The organism is Mycobacterium sp. 4858 (genome assembly GCF_900240975.1).
Lineage (GTDB): Bacteria > Actinomycetota > Actinomycetes > Mycobacteriales > Mycobacteriaceae > Mycobacterium.
The window spans coordinates 824,928-844,582 of the sequence record NZ_LT968776.1 but is presented as its reverse complement, the minus strand read 5'-3'; the positions used below and the strand labels follow the sequence as shown (position 1 = coordinate 844,582).

At 69.8% G+C, this 19,655-nt stretch carries 19 protein-coding genes and 1 pseudogene; 8 read left to right on the top strand and 12 right to left on the bottom strand.

Annotated elements, in window-relative coordinates:
- The first annotated feature begins 41 nt into the window (after window positions 1-41).
- From glgX to C1737_RS12445, 3 genes are all read left to right on the top strand, one after another.
- A complete protein-coding gene (gene glgX / locus C1737_RS12455) occupies window positions 42-2,192 on the top strand; it encodes a glycogen debranching protein GlgX (protein WP_102418535.1) in 2,151 nt (716 codons plus the stop codon).
- Between the two features lie 143 nt (window positions 2,193-2,335).
- A complete protein-coding gene (locus tag C1737_RS12450) occupies window positions 2,336-4,090 on the top strand; it encodes a sensor domain-containing diguanylate cyclase (protein ID WP_102418534.1) in 1,755 nt (584 codons plus the stop codon).
- A gap of 91 nt (window positions 4,091-4,181) precedes the next feature.
- Complete coding sequence (locus tag C1737_RS12445; RefSeq protein ID WP_102418533.1) at window positions 4,182-4,949, top strand: SDR family oxidoreductase; 768 nt, start codon at window positions 4,182-4,184, stop codon at window positions 4,947-4,949.
- A gap of 109 nt (window positions 4,950-5,058) precedes the next feature.
- Here the strand turns inward: C1737_RS12445 and C1737_RS12440 are convergent, their stop codons facing one another.
- The 3 genes and pseudogenes from C1737_RS12440 to C1737_RS12430 all read right to left on the bottom strand — a co-directional run bounded on the left by C1737_RS12440 (window position 5,059) and on the right by C1737_RS12430 (window position 8,084).
- Window positions 5,059-6,027, bottom strand: a complete 969-nt coding sequence (locus C1737_RS12440) for an aldo/keto reductase (protein WP_102419919.1) — start codon at window positions 6,025-6,027, stop codon at window positions 5,059-5,061.
- A 10-nt stretch (window positions 6,028-6,037) separates the two neighbouring features.
- Window positions 6,038-7,002, bottom strand: a pseudogene (locus C1737_RS12435) (sensor domain-containing protein).
- 44 nt (window positions 7,003-7,046) lie between these two features.
- Complete coding sequence (locus C1737_RS12430) at window positions 7,047-8,084, bottom strand: hypothetical protein (RefSeq protein ID WP_102418532.1); 1,038 nt, start codon at window positions 8,082-8,084, stop codon at window positions 7,047-7,049.
- Between the two features lie 148 nt (window positions 8,085-8,232).
- Between C1737_RS12430 and C1737_RS12425 the strand changes: the two genes are divergently transcribed.
- Both C1737_RS12425 and C1737_RS12420 read left to right on the top strand, forming a co-directional pair.
- Entirely contained in the window at window positions 8,233-8,793 is a 561-nt protein-coding gene (locus C1737_RS12425; RefSeq protein WP_067918069.1) for a hemerythrin domain-containing protein, read from the top strand.
- A gap of 67 nt (window positions 8,794-8,860) precedes the next feature.
- Entirely contained in the window at window positions 8,861-9,520 is a 660-nt protein-coding gene (locus tag C1737_RS12420; RefSeq protein WP_102418531.1) for a UdgX family uracil-DNA binding protein, read from the top strand.
- A gap of 12 nt (window positions 9,521-9,532) precedes the next feature.
- On the opposite strand, the gene C1737_RS12415 is transcribed toward C1737_RS12420, so the two are convergent.
- The 5 genes from C1737_RS12415 to C1737_RS12395 form a co-directional block, all read right to left on the bottom strand.
- On the bottom strand, window positions 9,533-11,326 hold the full coding sequence (locus C1737_RS12415; protein ID WP_102418530.1) for a thiamine pyrophosphate-requiring protein: 1,794 nt from the start codon (window positions 11,324-11,326) through the stop codon (window positions 9,533-9,535).
- Window positions 11,327-11,634: 308 nt separating this feature from the next.
- Window positions 11,635-12,690 carry a DNA topoisomerase IB gene (locus tag C1737_RS12410; RefSeq protein ID WP_102418529.1) on the bottom strand — a complete coding sequence of 352 codons (1,056 nt, stop codon included), beginning with the start codon at window positions 12,688-12,690 and terminating at the stop codon, window positions 11,635-11,637.
- A gap of 120 nt (window positions 12,691-12,810) precedes the next feature.
- Window positions 12,811-13,206, bottom strand: coding sequence for a heme-binding protein (locus tag C1737_RS12405; protein WP_102418528.1), 396 nt, complete (start codon window positions 13,204-13,206; stop codon window positions 12,811-12,813).
- 280 nt (window positions 13,207-13,486) lie between these two features.
- A complete protein-coding gene (locus C1737_RS12400; protein WP_068097025.1) occupies window positions 13,487-13,894 on the bottom strand; it encodes an STAS domain-containing protein in 408 nt (135 codons plus the stop codon).
- Window positions 13,895-14,133: 239 nt separating this feature from the next.
- Entirely contained in the window at window positions 14,134-14,973 is an 840-nt protein-coding gene (locus tag C1737_RS12395) for an SDR family oxidoreductase (RefSeq protein ID WP_102418527.1), read from the bottom strand.
- Between the two features lie 172 nt (window positions 14,974-15,145).
- On the opposite strand from C1737_RS12395, the gene C1737_RS12390 reads away from it, so the two are divergent.
- On the top strand, window positions 15,146-15,382 hold the full coding sequence (locus tag C1737_RS12390) for a general stress protein CsbD (RefSeq protein WP_067918059.1): 237 nt from the start codon (window positions 15,146-15,148) through the stop codon (window positions 15,380-15,382).
- A 143-nt stretch (window positions 15,383-15,525) separates the two neighbouring features.
- A complete protein-coding gene (locus tag C1737_RS12385) occupies window positions 15,526-15,822 on the top strand; it encodes a DUF3349 domain-containing protein (protein ID WP_102418526.1) in 297 nt (98 codons plus the stop codon).
- 10 nt (window positions 15,823-15,832) lie between these two features.
- Here C1737_RS12385 and C1737_RS12380 read toward each other — a convergent pair whose 3' ends face one another.
- Genes C1737_RS12380 through C1737_RS12370 form a run of 3 tightly spaced genes read right to left on the bottom strand, consistent with a single transcriptional unit; the run spans window position 15,833 to window position 18,373 of the window.
- Window positions 15,833-16,597: an endonuclease/exonuclease/phosphatase family protein gene (locus tag C1737_RS12380; protein ID WP_068097014.1), complete on the bottom strand. Its 765-nt coding sequence runs from the start codon at window positions 16,595-16,597 to the stop codon at window positions 15,833-15,835.
- A 52-nt stretch (window positions 16,598-16,649) separates the two neighbouring features.
- Window positions 16,650-17,423 (bottom strand): PIG-L deacetylase family protein, encoded by a 774-nt coding sequence (locus C1737_RS12375; protein ID WP_068097012.1) that lies wholly within the window; start codon window positions 17,421-17,423, stop codon window positions 16,650-16,652.
- Between the two features lie 8 nt (window positions 17,424-17,431).
- Complete coding sequence (locus C1737_RS12370; protein WP_067918053.1) at window positions 17,432-18,373, bottom strand: acyl-CoA dehydrogenase family protein; 942 nt, start codon at window positions 18,371-18,373, stop codon at window positions 17,432-17,434.
- Between the two features lie 341 nt (window positions 18,374-18,714).
- On the opposite strand from C1737_RS12370, the gene C1737_RS12360 reads away from it, so the two are divergent.
- Complete coding sequence (locus C1737_RS12360) at window positions 18,715-19,320, top strand: nucleotidyltransferase (protein ID WP_068097009.1); 606 nt, start codon at window positions 18,715-18,717, stop codon at window positions 19,318-19,320.
- On the opposite strand, the gene C1737_RS12355 is transcribed toward C1737_RS12360, so the two are convergent.
- Entirely contained in the window at window positions 19,314-19,571 is a 258-nt protein-coding gene (locus tag C1737_RS12355) for a hypothetical protein (RefSeq protein WP_007168278.1), read from the bottom strand. The two genes, C1737_RS12360 and C1737_RS12355, sit on opposite strands and share 7 nt — an antisense overlap.
- Between the last annotated feature and the right edge of the window lie 84 nt (window positions 19,572-19,655).

The following is a 19,655-nucleotide window of genomic DNA, read 5'->3' as shown; positions in this document are numbered from 1 at the left end:
CGACCGTTTGGGGGTGGCGCGGGTAGGGTATTGATTGCGCCATGACCTCCGCAGAAACACCCGCCCCCACGCCCACCGGAGAGGTGTGGCCGGGCCGGGCCTATCCCCTGGGCGCGACCTACGACGGTGCGGGCACCAATTTCGCCGTGTTCAGCGAAGTGGCCGAACGGGTGGAGTTGTGCCTGTTCGACGCCGACGGCACCGAGAGCCGGGTCCTTTTGCCCGAGGTCGACGGTTACATTTGGCACGCCTACATCCCCAACATCGAACCCGGTCAGCGTTACGGCTACCGCGTGCACGGCCCGTACGACCCGCAGAACGGCCTGCGGTGCAACCCGAACAAGCTGCTGGTGGACCCGTATTCGAAGGCCATCGACGGCTCGTTCGAGTGGGATCAGGCCCTGTTCAGCTACAACTTCGGCGATCCGGACAGCCGCAACGACGACGACTCGGCCGCGTTCATGCCCAAGTCGGTGGTGATCAACCCCTACTTCGACTGGGGCAACGACCGGCCGCCGGACCACCAGTACGCCGACACGGTCATCTACGAGGCGCACGTCAAGGGCCTGACGCAGACCCATCCCGACATCCCCGAGCAGCAGCGCGGCACCTACGCGGCCGTGGCACACCCGGTGATCATCGAGCACCTCAAGAGCATCGGCGTCACCGCCATCGAGCTGATGCCGGTGCACCACTTCGCCAACGACTCCACCCTGGTGGACAAGGGCCTCTCGAATTACTGGGGCTACAACACGATCGGCTTCTTCGCGCCCGACTTCAAGTACTCGAGCTCCGCGTCACCGGGCGGCCAGGTGCAGGAGTTCAAGGCGATGGTGCGCGCGCTGCACGAGGCCGGCATCGAGGTCATCCTCGACGTCGTCTACAACCACACGGCCGAGGGCAACCACATGGGCCCGACGCTGTCGTTCCGCGGCATCGACAACGCCGCGTACTACCGGCTGGTCGACGACGACAAGCGCTACTACATGGACTACACCGGCACCGGCAACAGCCTCAACGTCGGGCACCCGCACGCGCTGCAGCTGATCATGGACTCGCTGCGCTACTGGGTCACCGAGATGCACGTCGACGGCTTCCGGTTCGATCTGGCCTCGACGCTGGCCCGCGAGTTCTACGATGTGGACCGCCTGGCGACGTTCTTCGAACTCGTGCAACAGGATCCGACGGTGAGCCAGGTCAAGCTGATCGCCGAACCCTGGGACGTCGGGCCGGGTGGTTACCAGGTCGGCAACTTCCCGCCGCAATGGACGGAATGGAACGGCAAGTACCGCGATGCCGTCCGCGACTTCTGGCGCGGCGAGCCGTCGACGCTCGACGAGTTCGCCTACCGGCTGTCCGGGTCCGCCGACCTCTACGAGCACACCGCGCGCCGGCCGGTGGCCTCGATCAACTTCGTCATCGCCCACGACGGCTTCACGCTGCGCGACCTGGTGTCCTACAACGAGAAACACAACGAGGCCAACGGCGAGGACAACAACGACGGCGAGAGCCACAACCGGTCGTGGAACTGCGGCGCGGAAGGGCCGACGGATGACCCGGACGTCAACGCGCTGCGCGCGCGCCAGCAGCGCAACTTCCTGACCACGCTGCTGCTGTCGCAGGGTGTGCCGATGATCTGCCACGGCGACGAGCTGGGCCGCACCCAGAACGGCAACAACAACGGCTACTGCCAGGACAACGAGCTCACCTGGATCGACTGGGCGAAAGCCGACAACGGCCTGCTGGAGTTCACCCGGCTGGTGTCGGCGCTGCGCGGTAACCACCCGGTCTTCCGCAGGCGCCGTTTCTTCTCCGGCAAGCCGCTGGGCCGCCGTGGCCAGGACGGGCTGCCGGACATCGCCTGGTTCACCCCCGAGGGCACCGAGATGACCGAGGAGGACTGGGGCGCGGGGTTCGCGAAATCCGTCACCGTGTTCCTCAACGGGCACGGCATCCCCGACCGCGACGCGCGGGGGCAGCGGGTGCTCGACGACTCGTTCCTGCTGTGCTTCAACGCTCACCACGAGCCGATCGAATTCACATTGCCGGCAAAGGAATTCGGCGCCGCTTGGCAGCTCGTGGTGTTCACCGGCCCCGACGAGGAGACGCCCGCGGAGGAAGTGCCCGGGGGAGGCACCTTCACCGTGGACGCGCACACCGCCGTGGTGTTGCAGGCCCCCGACGGGGCCTGACCCGCACCGGCGGCGCGCCGCGGCGATCGTGCGCGAGCGGTGACCTTTCGCCCACAGATTGGTTACCTTGTGCCCTCCGCCGCCGGCCGCCCCTTCCCGCACACTGTCGGTTGCACCGCCGCGGGGGGAGGAAGGGGCAGTCGATGGACAGGTCGAGCCCCGACTCGTGTCTGAACGACGTGGCCTGGTGCAGGCGGATCGCCCTGCTGGTGGTGTTTGCCCTTGCCGCCCTGACCTGGGTGGGCTGGACGACCGGCATCGACCGGCTGACCCGGATCGACCCGGCCTGGCCGCAGATGATGCCATGGACTTCGTTGTGGCTGGTAGGGCTGGCTGCGGCGATCCTGCTCCAGTCCGGTCGCCCCTCGCGGGGGCGGGTGTGGGCCGGGCGGGGCCTCGCCCTGGCGGTAGGGGCCCTTGCGGCTGTCACCGTCGTGGAGTACGTCATCGGCGGGCCGTCGACCGGCCTGGACCTGGTGTGGGTCTCCGACGCGGTGCGCGCGTCGCAACAGACGTGGCCGGGGCGCCCCAGCGCGCAAACGACGTCGTCGGGCCTGCCCCTGGCGGCCGCGGCGGCATTGATTCGCGTGGGTCGCGGGACCCGCGTGGTCTGGCCCGCGTGCATGGCGGCCGGCGCGCTCATCCCATTCGTCACGGTCGGGGCCTACCTGTTCGGCGCGTTGGCGCTGGTGGGCTTCTCGCCGTCGACCGGCCAGGCGCTCATGACGGCCGTGGCCCTGCTGCTGCTCGGCGCCGCGACGACGCTGGCACGCCCCGACCGGTCTCCGGTCGCCTGGCTGCTCGCCCGGCCCGACAAGAAGACGCTGCTGCGGTTGGCGGTCCTGCTCGCCGCGCTTCCGGTCGTCGTCGCGCTGTCGCGGCCCTTCTTCCTGCGGCTTCGTCTGGGCGAGCACGCGGACTGGACGTTTTCCATACTGCTGGGCACGGCCGTCGTCGGGGCGATCACGTTCTTCTTCATCCAGCGCGAACAGAAACTGTTGATTGAGAAGGAGCTGGTCAGCAAGGAACGCGCCGACGCCGAGGCGCGCTACCGCCTCATCGCCGACAATGCGGTCGACGTCATCGTCCACCTCCGCGGCGAGGACGTCGCGTGGATCTCACCGTCGGTTGAGGCCGCGTTCGGCGGAGCACCCGAACACTGGACCGGTGCACAATTCAGCCGCCAGATCCACCGTGATGACCGCGATGCGATCGTGGCGGCGTTGCAGCGGATCGCCGGCGGTGCATCGGTCCTGCAACGGTTCCGGATCCGCTCCACCGACGGCAGTTTCCACTGGGTCGACGGCCACGGGAAGCCGTATGTCGACGCCGACGGCAGGACCGACGGACTGATCGCCTCGCTGCGCATCGTCGACGATCAGGTCGAGGCCGAGCAGCGACTCGAACGGCTGGCCCGGTTCGACACCCTGACCGGCCTGGTGAACCGGGCCGAGGCCATCGGCCGGCTCGCCGCGGCGCTGGAGCAACCGCAACCGCCGGGAACGTATGTCGGCGTGTTGTTCTGCGACGTAGACCATTTCAAGGACATCAACGACACGTGGGGGCACGGCATCGGCGACTTCGTGCTCGCGACGCTGGCCGCGCGGGTTCGCGGGAGCGTGCGCCGGGGGGACACCGTCGGCCGGACGGGCGGCGACGAAATGCTGGTCCTGTTGCCCGGCGTCCGCAGCATCGACGAGCTCACCCAGGTGGCCGAAAAGATTCGTTGCCGTGCCGCCGAACCCATTTATGTCTCCGACAAGGCGCTGTCCGCGACGCTGAGCATCGGCGCCACCCTCGCCCTTCCGGGTGACTCCGTCGACGCGGTCACGGCCCGGGCGGACGCGGCCATGTACCAGGCCAAGTTCGGCGACCGGAACACCGTCGTCCGGAATTGAGCAACCCAACCATCACCGCGTGACGGGCGATATCCGGTAGGTTCTTGCCGACGGCAGCTCGTTACAAGAGAGGGCAAATATGTCAAGGACAGTGGTGGTGGGCGCCTCGAGCGGACTCGGTCGTTGCATCGGCGTGGGCCTCGCCCAGCGCGGCGACCAGGTCGCCCTGTTGGCCCGGCGCCGCGATCGGATCGAGGCGGCGGCCAGGGAGGCCGGCCCGGGCGCGATCGCCATCGAATGCGACGTCACCGACGAGGCGTCGTGCCGGTCTGCGATCGCCGCCGCGGCCGACGCCCTGGGCGGCATCGACAACGTCGTCTACACCCCCGCCGTCGGCCCGCTGGTCCGCATGGTCGACACCGACGCCGCGACCTGGCGGCGCATCTTCGACACCAACGTCATCGGCGCCGCGCTGGTGACGGCCGCGGCGGTGCCGCACCTGACGGCCTCCGCGGGCAAGGCCGTCTACCTGTCCTCCGACGCCGGCACGTTCGGGCCGCCGTGGCCGGGCCTCGGCGCGTACGGCGTCAGCAAGGCGGCCCTCGAGCGGATGGTCGACGCCTGGCGGGCCGAACACCCCGACATCGGCTTCACCACCCTGATCGTCGGCGAATGCCCGGGTGGCGAGGGGGACGCGGCCACGGGAATGAACATCGGCTGGGACATGGACCTCGCGATGCAGGCCGTGCCGCTGTGGGCCTCCCGCGGCTGCATGCCCGGCAAGCTGATGCCGGTCGAGGACCTCATCGACGTGGTGCACACCATCCTGCGGACCAACGCCGCGACCTCGATGCCGGTGGTGGTGGCCAGGGGCGCGCCCGCCAGCCCCGCCGCGTTCGCCGATTCCGCCCAGTCCTAACGGGTCCGCGGGTCTGCGCGTCCGCGGGTCTGCGCGTCCGCGCCGAGATTGCCGTGGAGGCTGTTCTCGAGGGCCTGGCCACAGCCCTGATGGCAACCTCGGCGCGAAACTAGCGGCCCAGCTTCTCCCGGACCAGGTCGGTCAGGAAACGCCCGGCCGAGACCGGCCGGAAGGCGCGGGCCGCCCCGGTGAGCGCCTCACGGGCGTCCGGCGGCAGTTCGATGTCGGCGGCGGCGACGTTGAATTCGAGCTGCTCGACGCTGGACGCGCCGGGGATCGCGACGACCCCCGGGTAACTGATCAGCCACGCCAGCGCCACCTGAGCCGGTTTGGCACCGACGGTGGTCGCCACGTCGCGCAGCGTCTGCAACAGCGGCTCGACGCGGCGCAGGTTCTCCGTGCCGAACAACGAATTCAGCGCCCGGATGCCACCGGGCCGGTTGTCCAGGCCGTACTTGCCGCCCAGCAGCCCCTGCTCGAGCGGGCTGTAGGCGATCACGATGCGGTTCTCCCGCTCGGCGAAAGGCACCAAATCCTCCAGCGGCCCGGCGTGCGCCAGCGAGAAGTGCACCTGGTTGCTGACGACCGGCCGGCCGAGCGCGGCGTCGGCCTTCCGCCACCGCTCCAGCGAGTAGTTGGAGACGCCGACCGCGCCGATCTTCCCGCCGTCGAGCAGGTCGCGCATGCCCGGCATGATCACGGTGTCGGGGACCAGTGGATTGGATTGGTGGATCTGGTAGAGCGGGATGCGGTCCAGGCCCAGCCGTCGCGCGCTGGCGCGCTCGCGCTGCTTGACCACCGCCGGGAACGGCGCGACCGGCATGATCTTGCTGGCCACCGCGACGTCGGCGCGTTCGTCGCCGAGCGCCTCGCCGAGGATCCGCTCGCTCTTGCCCAGCCCGTACACCTCGGCGGTGTCGAACAGTGTCACCCCCAGGGCGAGCGCGCGGCGCACGATGTCACGCGCGGCGCCCGAGGCGTAGCCCTCGCCGTAGCCCCATTCGCGTGACCCGAACTGCCAGGTGCCCAAGCCGATCCGGCTGACCCGTCCGACTCCGTCGACGTCGAGATACTTCATGCCGCCCACCCTAGCCAGGGATCTTGCCCAGCACGTAGGTGGCGATGCCCACCCCGGCCAGCCGCGGCTGCTCGGCGTCCGTCGTGCCGCTGCAGGAGACCATCAGGTCGACGATCACGTTGGCCTTGGCCGCGATCGCCCGGGCCGAGTGGATCTGCAGCCCCCGGGGCGTCAGGTCCAGCGTGGTGATGCCGTTGCCCGCGTCGGCGGGCGCGCCCACCGCGAAGGGGAGCGCCTCCCCGCTGGGCGGTGTCAGCGTCACGGTCAGGCCGCCGCAGCGGCGCCACCCCGACAGCAACGCCGCGAGCTGCGACTGCGCCGCCGCCGGGTCCCGGAAGGCCACGACCGCCTCGATGACCTGGGTCGACTTGAGGAAGGTGTGCGTGTCGCGGTACTCCGCCGCGTGGTATCCGGCCACGTCGCCGGTGTAGGCGTCCGGCGTGCCCGGGGCGATGCTGCCCCAGCATTCCGGCCGGTCGATGGCCCCCGCCGCGCCCGGGCGGCCCGGGTTGTTCCAGGTCTGGCCCGCCTCGAGGTTCTGGTCGGTGGTGAGGTTCTTCAGGGCGTCGGCGCCCGGCAGCAGCGCCGCCAGGGCGTCCGGTGTGACCGGACCCGGACCGGCCGGGGTCGTCGGGCCCGTGGAGATGGTCGCGGGCGCGGCGGTCTGCGGGGACGGGGCGGGGCCCAGGGTGGCCCACGCGACCAGGGCGACGACGCCGACGGCGATGAACGCGTACGACAGCGCCAGCCCCGCCCGGGCGCGGTCCCGGCCGGGCTCGCCGGTGCGGCGGATCTGCGCCAGCCCCGCGTGCCCCAGGATCGCCCCGACCGGCGCGAACACGAACGCGAACACCAGCGACAGCGGGCCGGCGGCGTAAGCGGCGGCGGTTCCAGCGGAGGCGGGGTCGGCGGGACCCGGCCCAGTGGGTCGTAGGTGTACGGGTTCTGCCAATACCGGTCTTGCGGGTCGGTCACGCCAGCGCCTCCTTACCGGCCGAACCTGCCCGCAATGTAGCCGATCACAGGCGCGGTTTGGCCACGCTGACCACGTAGGGCCTGTCGGCCAGGGTCAGGTACACCCGATGCGGCCCGATCGCCATGCCCGACAGCGCCGCCGACTGGGCCGCCGGCGGCAGTCCGGCCCGGTAGCCGATGACGCGGATCACGGGGATGGTCCGGCTCGGGAAGCCGGTGAAGCTGGCGGTCTCGAGCACCACCACCTCGCGGTCGGTGGCGGCGTAGAGGCGGGTGTCGTCGGTGCCCAGCTCGCGGATGGGGGACGGCAGCCGGGTGCTGGCCAGTACCGTCAGGCCCTCACCGCCGCGGCGCGAGTCCACCGCGTACAGCGTGCTGTCGTCACGCCCGGCCACGTAGCTGCGAGTCACCGCGGCGCCGTCGCCCGCCGAGACCGCGACGTTCATGCGCAGCGACCCGCGCTCTTCGGCGGGTGACGAATGCCCTTGGTAATGGCGGATTCCCGAGGGCGCGTAGGCGTGGTAGTCGATCTCGCGGCCGCGGTTCGCACCGTCGATACTGTCAGCGGGCTCACCGGTGACCGGGGCGGTGGGCAGTTTGCGGAAGCCGTACTGGTCCACCGGCGTCACCGACGTCCCGTCCGACGACAGCGCCAGGAGCGTCCGCAACCCGGCGTCCTCGGACAGATACGCCGGGGCGGGTCCGGCGTCGAAATCGCCGACCTGGCGCAGGCTTTGGAGGTCGACCTCGGCGACCCGGCCGCGGTCGGGCTGCGGCACGAACACGACGCGATCGTCTTTCTGGCTGATCTGCAGGTTGCGTCCGGCCGCCATGGGCGCCGAGAACCGGGTGTCGGCGTCGCCCGGGCGGTCACCGGCGCTCACCTCGGCGACCCGCTGATCGCCGGTGAGCGCGACGAGGGCGTGGGCCCGATACGACCACACCGGCGCGCGCAAGGGTGCCGCGACCGACCACAGCACGACGTCGGGGGTGCTTTCCAACGACGCCCCGGGCGCGGCACACCCGGCGGTGACGACGAGGGCGCCGAGGATCGCCGCCCGGGTGCGGACACGGCCGGCCATGAGCGTCCTCCCTTTCGCGGCTTGACTTTCGCGACTTGGTGAGGAACTACCCACTGGTGGGCGGCCGTACCCGTTTGGTGGCGGATTTCGTCGGGTAGCCGAAAGAAAGCGCGCAACAGCCCGCGCGCCGAATCAGGGGAAGGACACCATGGCTCAGAGCGCCATCAAGTCGCCCACCGATGTGGTCGACTTTCTCGTCAGTCAACACCAGCAGATCAAGTCGTTGTTCGCCGAGACGTTGGCGGCTTCGGGGAAAGAACGTGAGAAGGCGTTCGTCGAGCTCCGGCGGCTGCTGGCCGTCCACGAGACGGCCGAGGAGGAGATCGTGCACCCGCGCGCCAAGCGGAAGCTCTCCGACGGCGCCGCGGTGGTCGGCGAGCGGCTCCACGAAGAGCACGAGGCCAAGACCGTCCTGCAGAAGCTGGAGAAGCTCGACGTCGACAGCGCGGAGTTCACCAGCATGCTGACGCAACTGCGCGACGCGGTCGTCGAGCACGCCGAGCACGAGGAGCACGAGGAGTTCTCCAAGCTCGGCCAGGAGCTGAGCGACGACGAACTCGAACGGATGGGCCGCGCAGCCAAACTCGCCGAGGCGATCGCGCCGACCCGCCCGCACGCCGGTGTCGAGTCGCAGGCCGCCAACCTCGCCGCCGGACCGTTCGCGGCGATGCTGGACCGCGCCCGCGACGCCATCGTCGGCAAGGGCTAGCACGGACTCACGGGGTGTCCCCACTCGAGGGGGAGTGGGGACACCCCGTCCCGCGCCGAACAAAAACATGACCGCCGCCAAGACCCCCGGCGCCGACCGTTACCTGCCCGCCGAGCGCGGGCTGGATGCGCTGCGGGCGGCGGCCGAATGCTGCCGCGGCTGCCCGCTTTTCGCCGACGCCACCCAGACGGTGTTCGGTCGCGGAGACCCCGGCGCGCCCATCATGCTGGTGGGCGAGCAGCCGGGCGACCAGGAGGACCGCGCGGGCGAGCCGTTCGTGGGGCCGGCCGGGCGCCTGCTCGCCCGGGCCCTCGAAGACGCCGGCGTCGACCCGGCGTCGACGTACGAGACCAACGCGGTCAAGCACTTCAAGTTCACCCGCAAGGGCGGCAAGCGGCGCATCCACCAAAAGCCGGGCCGCACCGAGGTGGTCGCCTGCCGACCCTGGCTCATCGCCGAGATCGAGGCGGTGCGGCCCCGGGTCATCGTCTGCCTAGGGGCCACCGCCGCGCAATCCCTTCTGGGAGCGGCGTTTCGGGTCTCCACCCAACGCGGACGACGCCTGCCGCTACCCGACTCGCTCGTCGACCTGGAGCCCGAGCCCGTCGTGCTGGCGACAGTCCACCCGTCGGCGGTGCTGCGCGATCGCAGCGACCGGCACGACGAGTCCTACCGACTCTTCGTCGACGACCTGCGCAGCGCCCGTTCCGGAGTCGCCGACCACTGAGCGATCCTTCGCTCACCCCTTCCTGTGCGGCATGAATTCCTGCGCCTTGGTTTTCAGGCCCACCTTGACGAAGCCCACGCGGTCCTCGTCGCCGGAGAGCACCGCGGTGGCCGACGACTTGAACTGGTCCCAGGTCGCGTGCGGCGGGATGGGCGGCATGTCCGGGTCGGTGAAGACGTCGAGCACGCTGGGGCGGTCGGCCGACAAGGCGTTGCGCCACGCGCCCCCGAGTTCGTCCGGGTCCTTGATGGTCATCGCGTTCAGGCCCAGGCTGGCCGCGAACGCCGCGAAGTCGACGTCCGGAAGCGCTTGGGACTCATGGAATTTCGGCGCACCGGCCATGGCACGCATTTCCCAGGTGACCTGGTTGAGGTCGTTGTTGTGCAGAATCGCGATGATCAGCCTGGGGTCCTCCCACTCCTGCCAGTACCGCTTGATCGTGATCAGTTCGGCCATGCCGTTCATCTGCATGGCGCCGTCGCCGACGAACGCGATGACGGGGCGGCGTGGCTGGCCGAATTTGGCGCCGATCGCGTACGGCACGCCTGGTCCCATCGTGGCCAGCGTGCCCGACAGCGAGCCCCGCATGTTGCCGCGGAAACGCAGGTTGCGCGCATACCAGTTGGCCGCCGACCCGGAGTCGGCCGTCACGATGGCGTCGTCCGGCAGCATCGGGGAGAGCTCGGAGTACAGCCGCATCGGGTTGATCGGGTCGGCGCTGACGTGCGCCTCCTTGTCCATCGTCTCCCACCAGCGCGCCACGTTCTTCTCGATGGTCTCGCGCCACGACCGGTCCTCCTTGCGGCGCAGGTGTGGAATCAGCGCCCGCAGAGCGGTTTTCGCGTCGGCCACCAGGTTGACCTCGTAGGGGTAGCGCATTCCGATGAGCCGGCCGTCGACATCGATCTGCACCGCGCGGGCCTGCCCGAAATCGGGCAGGAACTGCGTGTAGGGGAAGCTGGACCCGACGGTGAGCAGGGTGTCGCAGTCCCGCATCAGCTCGTAGCTCGGCCGCGTCCCCAGCAGGCCGATAGAGCCGGTGACCCAGGGCAATTCGTCGGAGAGCACGTCCTTGCCCAGCAGCGCCTTGGCGGCGCCGGCGCCCAGCAGGTCGGCCACCTGGCTCAGCTCCTCGTGCGCCCCGCGGGCGCCGGTGCCCACCAGCATGGCGACCTTCTTGCCCGCGTTCAGCACCTCGGCCGCGCGCGTGATGGCCGCGTCGTCAGGGGCGATCTCCGGGTACGCGATGCCCAGGCTGGAGGGCACCATCTTGAACGCGTGCTCGGGCGGCGAGTACGGCAACTCCTGCACGTCGCTGGGGATGATCAACGCCGTCGGCGCCCGCTGGGTCATCGCGATCCGGATCGCGCGGTCCAGCACGTTGGGCAATTGTTCGGGGACGGTGACCATTTGGACGTAGTCGCTGGCGACGTCCTTGAACAGGGTCAGCAGGTCGACCTCCTGCTGGTAGTTGCCGCCCATCGCGGTCCGGTTGGTCTGCCCGACGATCGCCACCACCGGGACGTGGTCGAGTTTGGCGTCATAGAGGCCGTTGAGCAGATGGATCGCCCCCGGGCCCGACGTGGCCGCGCACACCCCGAGCCGGCCGGTGAATTTCGCGTAGCCGACCGCCTCGAAGGCGCTCATCTCCTCGTGTCGCGATTGGATGAATTTCGGCTTGTTGTCCGCGCGGCCCCACGCGGCGAGCAGCCCGTTGATGCCGTCGCCGGGGTAGCCGAACACGTGCTCGACGCCCCACGCCCGCAATCGATCCAGCAGATAGTCCGAGACCTCTTGCTTGGCCATTGATGTCCCTCCTCGACAGACGGTTCGATGATGTTCGCTGCGTACGCCGGCCGACGCGGAGCCACGGTGACGCGTGGTTTGCTGCGAGGGCCCGCGGCCGTCTGTTTCGACCGCAATCTGGCGCGAATGGGCGGCTGGCGCGCATCCCACACGTCGGGCATACCCAGGATCGCCGTGATTATTCGTCGGTGTGACATCGCAGCCGACGGCTCTTCGGGTGCCGTTGAGGGTGCGGGCGATGTCCGCCAGGAGGTGTGGGCGAGAGGCGGTTTGCCGGAGCGGTTTCGCCGGGAGCTACCTGGCGTGGGTCACGCAATCGTGGCCAGGTCGGACGATCCGGACGCGCTATGGCCCTTGGCCACGCGCCGGATCAGCATGCGCGTGGCCTTGTCGAGGATCTCCTGCGCGGAGTCGGGATCGCGGGCGCGTTCGGCGCGCCGCGTGGCCGCGGCGATCGTGAGCCCCTGTTCATACCCGGTCACCACGCGCGGGTCGACGTAGGACCCGCGCGCCACCGCCGGCGTGTTGCCCAGCTCCTCGGCAACCTCCTTCATGACGGCGGATTCCACGCGTTTGGCCACCCGCCGGGAAACGGCGGGGTCCGCATCGGCGAACGCCGTTGCCGCCAGCACCGTCCCGTGCCAGGTCCGCAGGTCCTTGACCGTGTATTCGTCGCCGACGAGCTCCTTGAACCGGGCGTTGAGGTCGTCGGATCGTAACTCGACCCAGCCGGACGCGGTGCGGCACACCAGGAGTCGTTCCGTCCGGTCGGGCCGGCGCGTCAGCGCGCGCACCGCGCGAACCACCTGGGGATCCGCGATCTCCACGGTGCGGCGCACGCCGCTCTTGGCGGGGAAGTCGAATTCGACTGCGCCACTGTGGACCACCACGTGCTCGCACAGCAGGGTCGCCAGGCCGTACGACTCGTGCTCCTCGGCGTATTGTTCCCCGCCGGCGCGGAAGTAGCCGCGATCCAGCAGGCGCAGCGCCAGCCCCAGCACCCGGTTCCGGGTCAGCCCGCTGCGAGTCAGGTCTTTCGCGATGACGGCGCGCCACTGTGGCAACCGGGTGGACAGTTCCAGCACGCGGTCGAACTTCTCCTCGGCGCGTTCCTCTTGCCATGCGGTGTGGTAGAGGTACTGGCGGCGTCCCGCGGCGTCGACGCCGACGGCCTGAATGTGTCCGTTCGGGTGCGGGGAGATCCACACGCTTTTCCAGGCCGGCGGAATGACCAGATCCTTGATGCGCTGCAGGGTTTGCGGGTCGGTCAGCGGCTCGCCGTCGGGCCCGTAATACGCGAAGCCTTTCCCGCTGCGCTTGCGCGCGATGCCCGGCTTGTTGAGAACGCTGCGACGCAGCCGCATGATTTTCCTCCAGTTACGTTCGCTGACTGGACAATTACCCGTCGCGGTTGCCGTTCACACGTAGCGACGAAGCGGCCCGCCACGGCGTCGTGGCGGGCCGCTCGGCGGTCTCGGCGCGGCTCAGCCGGCCATGAACTCCTGGTAGGCCGACTCCAAGGTCGGCGGCAGGGCCGGGACGTTGCACTGCCGTTCGGTGTCGCCGATCGGCGCCAGGATGCCGCGCAGGTCGTAGTACTCCTGCGGATGCGCCGTGAAGTAGCTCCGCAGGTTCGCCGCCGCCTCTGGACGCGGCTGGCCGTAGGCGGCGGTGACCACCTGTCCGGCGCCCGGATGTGCCGCCAGGTACTGCTCGGCCGAGCCCCGCACGGACGAGACGGTGGCGTTGACTCCGCCGGGGCTGCAGTCGGGCGCCGCGGCCGCGGACGGCGCGACGACGCCCATGGTGATTCCCCCGAGCAGGCAGCCGGCACTGATGCCGGCCAGTCGCCGGCGCGCGACAATACTGCTGATTTTCATGATCAGTGTGTCCTTACAGAAATTGCGAATTGGTTCTCGACAGAGGCTCCCGATCCTCGAGAACCAAAGTAGCCGAGGTCTAAAAGGTGCCGAGCTCGCTCGCGACGAACGCGGGAGGCAAAATCCATGAATACGGCCAGGGAACGTGAGCGTTCACTAAGCGAATGGTCAATTCCCGCGGGCAACGTTGAGAATTCTTAAGGACCACAACGTGATTCTTAAGGAACCGTAATCGGGATCGTGATGGAACCGTTACCTGAAATCGGCGCCATCGCGGCCCTCACGGGGTGCGCACGGCGCCATGGATCCGTTGAAGTGCCTCGGCGACCGAATCGACCAGCGGCAAGCCGAGGCCGGTGATCAGTCGGGTGAGCCGACGCAGCGCGACGCAGCTGACCACGCTGTAGCGCACGCCGCAGAGCTGACACTCGTCCTGGATTAGCAGCAGCACGCGGAGGGCCGCGCTGCCCAGGTAAGTCACGCGGCCCAGGTCCAGGATCAGCGGGGCCCGCAACCGCACGAAGCGGCGGATCGCCGTGGAGACCAGGTTGGCATTGGACGCGTCGATCTCGCCCGTGATGCGCACCAGGTTGGCCAGGCTGTGCGCCTGCACGTACAGTTGCGCGCCGGCACAATCGATTTCATAGCAGTGGAGTCGTTCTTCGGCTCGGTAGGGTTGAGCAGTCATGTCGTCGCCCCTCGGATGCGGTGATCGGTGGTGAGCGACCGGTGCCCGCGGCCGCTCGAATGAGGGCAGCTGTGGATTCAACCTGAGGTGACCCTAGCGTCGATGCCGCCGCCGCGATATGCCAATGACTTCGCCTTGGCGTTACGGCCGCCCCGAAAGTGCCACCAACCAGCGGATTCCGGGCCGACCGCGCCGGCGTGGGCCGACAACTCTTCGTTTCCCGGCCGTGCGACGCCCGCTCAGATCCGGGAGAAATCCGGTCGGCGCGACGACGCGTGCGCGCCGTCGCCGCCGTCCTTCGCGTGGCCGTCGGCACCGGCCCGGGGCAGCGACCGCAGCCAGGTCTCGACATCGGGCCCGAGGACTATCGCCTGATCGGACGCCAGCAACGCTCCCGCGGCGAGTGCGGGAACGGCGGGCTTGACCGGCCGCACGGCGCGGCTATCACCGTGACGGGCAAGCACTTTCGAGGTCAACTCGGGCAGCCGGATGGCCTCCGGGCCGGTGATGGTGCGCGGCGTGGGCGTCTGGCCCAGGGCCGTCTCGACGAGCACGTCGGCGACGGTGTCGGCGGCGATGGGCTGAATCAGCCAGTCCTCCACCATCACCCGGTCCCCGTCATGATTCACCGGCCCCGCGGGGCCGGTGGCGAACTCGAACCACTGAGTCGACTTCACGAGCGTGGTCGGCACCGGACCGTCGAGCAGGATCTCTTTCGCCGCGCGCTTGGCCTCGTAGTACGGCGTCCCGTCGAACACGGGATCGTCGATGCAGGCCAACGTCGACACCACCAGGCGCTGGACCCCCCGCGCGGAGCAGACACCCATGACGTTGCGGGAGGCGGTGGTCAGGGCCTGGGTGATGGTGGGCTGCCCGTCGCCCGGCACGGGATTGGATACGTCGATCGCGACATCTGCCCCCTTGACCGCCCGGTACAGGCTCTCCCCGTCGAGCAGGTCGACGCCGTGAGCGCGGGAAACCTCGATGACCCCGACGTCCCGGGCCTTGAGCCTGGCGACGACGCGGGATCCGACCGTACCGGTCGCCCCGATGACGGCGATGGTGGTCAGAACCCTCACCCCCTTTCGTTGGTCGCTGAGCTACTACCCGGCAGATCCCGGTTGAAACTGTCCAATTCGGCGGCAAACGCTTTCCCGTGATCGCGCGCACACCGACACAAGCGTTTGGCGGGTCGGCCGGCGGGAACGCCGTAGGGGCCGAGTTGCACAGTAACCAAAGGGAGGTCGATCCATGGGGGATGACAAGAGCGGGCCGCAGGAAGCCGTCCAGGGCACCGTCGAGGGTGTGAAGGGCAAGGTCAAGGAGGTCGGCGGGGCCGTGCTCGGTCGCGATGACGTGGTCAAGGAGGGTCAGGCCCAGCAGGACAAGGCCGACGCTCAGCGCGACGCGGGCAAGAAGGAGGCCGAAGCCGAGTCCGCGCGGGCCGGCGCGGAGGCCGCCGAGCAGCGCGAGAAGGAAAACCAGTAAGTCGCCGGCGAAGGGGCCCGGTCCCGTTGGCGGCCGGGCCCCTTTTTCGTGCCCGCGCCGCGGTTTCAAACCGCCGAGCCGGGTTATCCCTGGCTAGAACCGACCGCCGGTGTGTAGCGTGCGGTGGACTAGCGAGGTGGACGATGAGCTTGACCGAACGGGTCTCGAGCGTTCTCGCGTTCTTGCGAGCGGGTTACCCGAACGGTGCGCCCGCGCTCGGGTACGCGCCGCTCCTGGCGCTGCTGCCGCGACGGGTGTCCGACGACGAGGTCACCACCATTGCGACGAAACTGGGTGCGCTCGAACGCGGTCCGATCACCAACGTTGACCTCGGGGTGGCGATCACCCGGGTCACCGACGAGCTGCCGTCGGTGGACGAGATCGAGCGGGTCCGCCGCCGGCTGAGCGCGATGGGATGGGCGGGGCGCCCGCACGCCTGAGCCCCGTGCTTCACGCGTGTGCGAGGTCGACCACCAGCGGTCGATGGTCGGAGATCCCCATGGGCTCGCTCTCGACGGCGCTGCCGCGCAGGCGGCGGTCGTCGGTCAAGATGTGATCGAGCTGGCGGTCGGGGGCATCCGCGGGGAAGGTCGCCGCGGATGCCAGCGCCCGCATACCCGACCACCGCCGCACCGTCTCGGGGGTCATGTTCAGGTCGCCGGTCAGCAGCCGCGGGCCCGGGAAGCCGCGCAGGTCGTGCACCAGCCTGCGTAGCTGGCGCCGATTCCAGCCCGGCACGAACGACAGATGCGTGTTCGCCACCGTCAGCCCGCCCATCGGGGTGTGGAGCTGCGCGATCACCGCCGCCCTCGGCTCCTCGTCGACGACCATCACCCGGTTGGGCCCGGGCAGGTACATCGGAAATCGCATCGGGATGCGGGGCAGCCGCACCACCTGCCAGCTGGCCACCGGATAGCGTGACAGCAGCGCGATCCCGTAGGCCGCCGTCCCCGGCTGCTCGTGACCCGTGGCGGCCATCCACGTCGCCCCCGGGGTGCCGGAGATCGCGGCGACGAACCGGTGTTCGACCGCCCCCATGGCCTCGGCCGCCACCGCGGTGAGGTCGGCGCGATCCGAGCGCGGCTGATCACAGTCGACCTCTTGCAGGCTCAGCACGTCGGGATCGAGGCGGCTCACGCAGTCGCGCAGCCGCTGCAATTCCACTCCGTCACCGACGGTGCGGCCGTGCAGGATGTTGAAGGTCGCCACGCGCATAGGGTCCTCCTACCCACTTCCCGGGTGGGCAGTCACGACCGCCAAGGATGTCTCACCGGAACACGACCTCTCCCACGGCGAGCAGTCGCTGCAGGACGAATGGCGGCACGACGGTCGCGCGCCCGGCACGGCTGGGCCCCAGCCTGCTCCGATAGCACTGCGCCGCAAGGCGTTTGCGGTTGACGGCCCAGCCGGGTGCGGGCACCGTGCGGGCGCGGTCCCACGGCACCGTCGGATCGGCCGGGGCGGCCCAATGCCACATCCATATCGGATATTCGAGCAGTGCGACGCCGGTGCGCGCGCACGCCGCCGCCGCCGACCGTCCCACGGCCTCGTGATCGGGGTGCCCGTCTCCCCGCCAGGTCGCCGCGCACCACGTGTCGGGACCGGCGGTCGCGAGGATGTCGACGAGCGACTCGGTGATCGCGTCCTCGTGGTCGGCCAGCTCGCCGCCGGGCAGGCCCAGCGTGACGGGCGGACTGACGCCCAAAACATCGCTCGCCCTGCGCAATTCGTATCGACGTGTGGTCGCCAGACGGATCCGGCCGGATCGCGTCGCACCGGGCTGGGCCGTCCCCCCGTCGCTGACCGAGACCACCCGGACGTCGACGTGCGACGCGACCAGTTGGGCGATCGTCGCGCCCAGGCCGAGGGTTTCGTCGTCGGGGTGGGGGGTGACGACGATGAGGCGCGGGCACTCGCTCAGGTCCAGCGGCGGCACCGGGTCGCGCTGGAAAGCGGCCAGCCACAACGGCGCCGGAGTGCCGCCGTGGGTAAGCGGCTTGGCGGCGAACCGGTCGCGGTTGCTGGTCGATGCGGTTCTCACGGCGCGCCTCAGCGCCGCTGGCCCGCGAGCCGCCCGAGCTCGGCGAGGTCCCGCTCGGCGTGGCTCTGCCGAATGTAGATGCTCAGGTCGGCGACGCGCTGGGCGTGCCGCCCGTCCTGGCAGAGCGGGCCGGGCCCCAGCGCACGGCCGGTGCGGGTGATGGCCTCGTCGACCGCGTGTTCCACGACCGAGCGGACGCGCCGGGCCAGCAGCTGCGCGGTACCGGCCCGGTCGAACGGGTCGCAGTCGACCTGGCTGGCCGCCACGGCCAGGATCGCGTCACCCGCGGCCAGCGCGGCGTCCACGGCGCCGAGGTGGGCCAACGAGTAGGCGTCGGCGGATTCGCTTGCGGCGCAACGGTACAGGGGGTCGGCCACTCTGCGCGCGCCACCCAGCCAGCAGGCGGCCACGCCGATCGCCGCGTGCCAGAACCCGGGTCGGTTCAGATAGTCGCCCGGGTCGCCGACGGCCACGGCGTGGGTGTTGGTGAACTGCACGGGCCGGGTGTCGCTGCCCGCCATTCCGGCGTTCCACCAGGTGCTGGGCAGGGGTTTGACGCCCGGATCCGTCACCTGGACGGCGAACAGGCCCGGCGTTCCGTCCTCGAGCCGGGCGGTCACCAGCGCATGGGTGCAAAACCCGGCGCCCGAGCACCACACCTTCGTGCCCGTCAGGGTGAACGCGCCGTTGACATCGGTCGCCGTCAACACCGCGTCCGGGGACTCGGCGGCCCAGACACCCCACAGTTGACCGGATTCCGGTGGTTTACCGCCCAATTCGTGCAGGATCGCCACGGCGTCGGCATGGGCTTCGGCGACCCTGGCCGCCACGATGTTCTCTTCGGCCAGCGACGCCAGGCGCTGCCAACGTTCGGCGGTGCGCCCGGAGGCGGGCAGCGGCAGCTCGAGTCGACCGGACTCCAGCCAATGCCTGACCAAACCCGCCGTCACGCGCAATCACCCGCCACCGATCTCCCCAGTTGCCTGGGGCGGTCAGCGAACCCGTGTGGCGCCCGAGCCCGGGTTCGCGCCGACGTGATGACGGACGATTCGGTGTCGCGGTGGCTGCGGTTGCCCGCGGCGCGAAGGCCGCCGATGCGCCCACACACCGACAATTCCGCGCGTTGTTCGTGGGCGGAGATCGGGGCGGCTGCGGCATCACGCGCATGGAGCCAGGCGGCTGACATAACCGTAAGACTTGCCCAAACGACCGCAACTTAAACGGCTTACCGTCCCCGCCGCCGCGTCCGCGCAGGTTCCGCCCCCCGCCCGCGGGGTATCACCTAGGCACGATGACACCCCACGAGACGACAACGCACGAGACCCACGTCGACCCGCCCGCGTCCAGCACGCCGCTGCGGGAGGCGCTGCGGGGTGCGGCCTCGGCCCTTAAGGAGAACGGACCGCGTTTCGCGTTGGCCGGCAGCTACGCACTGTGGGCCTACGGCGCTCCCGAGCCCACTCACGACGTGGACCTGGTGGTGGCCGAGTCGGACGTGGACGACGCCGTCGCCACCCTCAGCGACGCGGGCTTCACCGTCGAACGGCCGCCGGAGGACTGGCTGTTCAAGGCGCGCGCCGGCGAGACGGTCGTCGACGTCCTGCATCGCCTCAACGGCGTGCGGGTCGAAACGTCCACCCTGGACGACGCCGAGCAGCACGACGTGCTGGCCATCCGGATGCCCGTGCTGCCGCCCACCATGGTGCTGATTCAGCAACTGCGGTCCCTGGGGGAGCATTACTGCGACTTCGCCAGGCTGCTGCCCGCCGTGCGCGCGGTGCGCGAACAGCTGAACTGGGATCAGATCAGGGCGCAGACCGCCGACAACGACTACGCGGTGGCATTCCTGGTGTTGATCGAGCGGCTCGGCCTCACCTGCGCTCGCGACGGTCAGTGATTCCGCAGCTTGGCAACCAGCTTGTCCTTCGTCAGGCTCGAATACCCGGACATGCCAAGTTCTTTCGCGCGCTTCTTGAGCTGAGGGACGGTCCAGTCCTGATACGAGCCCGACTTGCCGCCCTTGCGCCCGACCGAGGACTTGCCCCGGGCGGCGGCCGCATTCGAAATGCGGGCGGCCTTCTCCTTCGAGTCGCCCTGCTTGCGGAGGTCCTTGTACAACTTCTCGTTCTTGATCGACGAATTCGGCATCATCCATCCTCCTGTCCACGATCACCAGAGCTGAAAGCAGGGTGCCCGCCCGGACCGGGGTGAAAACTCCTGCCCGCGAAGCCC

Coding starts and splice junctions, on each gene's coding strand:
- glgX (WP_102418535.1), top strand. CDS start 42: ATGACCTCCGCAGAAACACCCGCCCCCACGCCCACCGGAGAGGTGTGG.
- C1737_RS12450 (WP_102418534.1), top strand. CDS start 2,336: ATGGACAGGTCGAGCCCCGACTCGTGTCTGAACGACGTGGCCTGGTGC.
- C1737_RS12440 (WP_102419919.1), bottom strand. CDS start 6,027: ATGAAGTATCTCGACGTCGACGGAGTCGGACGGGTCAGCCGGATCGGC.
- C1737_RS12430 (WP_102418532.1), bottom strand. CDS start 8,084: ATGGCCGGCCGTGTCCGCACCCGGGCGGCGATCCTCGGCGCCCTCGTC.
- C1737_RS12425 (WP_067918069.1), top strand. CDS start 8,233: ATGGCTCAGAGCGCCATCAAGTCGCCCACCGATGTGGTCGACTTTCTC.
- C1737_RS12420 (WP_102418531.1), top strand. CDS start 8,861: ATGACCGCCGCCAAGACCCCCGGCGCCGACCGTTACCTGCCCGCCGAG.
- C1737_RS12415 (WP_102418530.1), bottom strand. CDS start 11,326: ATGGCCAAGCAAGAGGTCTCGGACTATCTGCTGGATCGATTGCGGGCG.
- C1737_RS12410 (WP_102418529.1), bottom strand. CDS start 12,690: ATGCGGCTGCGTCGCAGCGTTCTCAACAAGCCGGGCATCGCGCGCAAG.
- C1737_RS12405 (WP_102418528.1), bottom strand. CDS start 13,206: ATGAAAATCAGCAGTATTGTCGCGCGCCGGCGACTGGCCGGCATCAGT.
- C1737_RS12400 (WP_068097025.1), bottom strand. CDS start 13,894: ATGACTGCTCAACCCTACCGAGCCGAAGAACGACTCCACTGCTATGAA.
- C1737_RS12390 (WP_067918059.1), top strand. CDS start 15,146: ATGGGGGATGACAAGAGCGGGCCGCAGGAAGCCGTCCAGGGCACCGTC.
- C1737_RS12385 (WP_102418526.1), top strand. CDS start 15,526: ATGAGCTTGACCGAACGGGTCTCGAGCGTTCTCGCGTTCTTGCGAGCG.
- C1737_RS12380 (WP_068097014.1), bottom strand. CDS start 16,597: ATGCGCGTGGCGACCTTCAACATCCTGCACGGCCGCACCGTCGGTGAC.
- C1737_RS12360 (WP_068097009.1), top strand. CDS start 18,715: ATGACACCCCACGAGACGACAACGCACGAGACCCACGTCGACCCGCCC.
- C1737_RS12355 (WP_007168278.1), bottom strand. CDS start 19,571: ATGCCGAATTCGTCGATCAAGAACGAGAAGTTGTACAAGGACCTCCGC.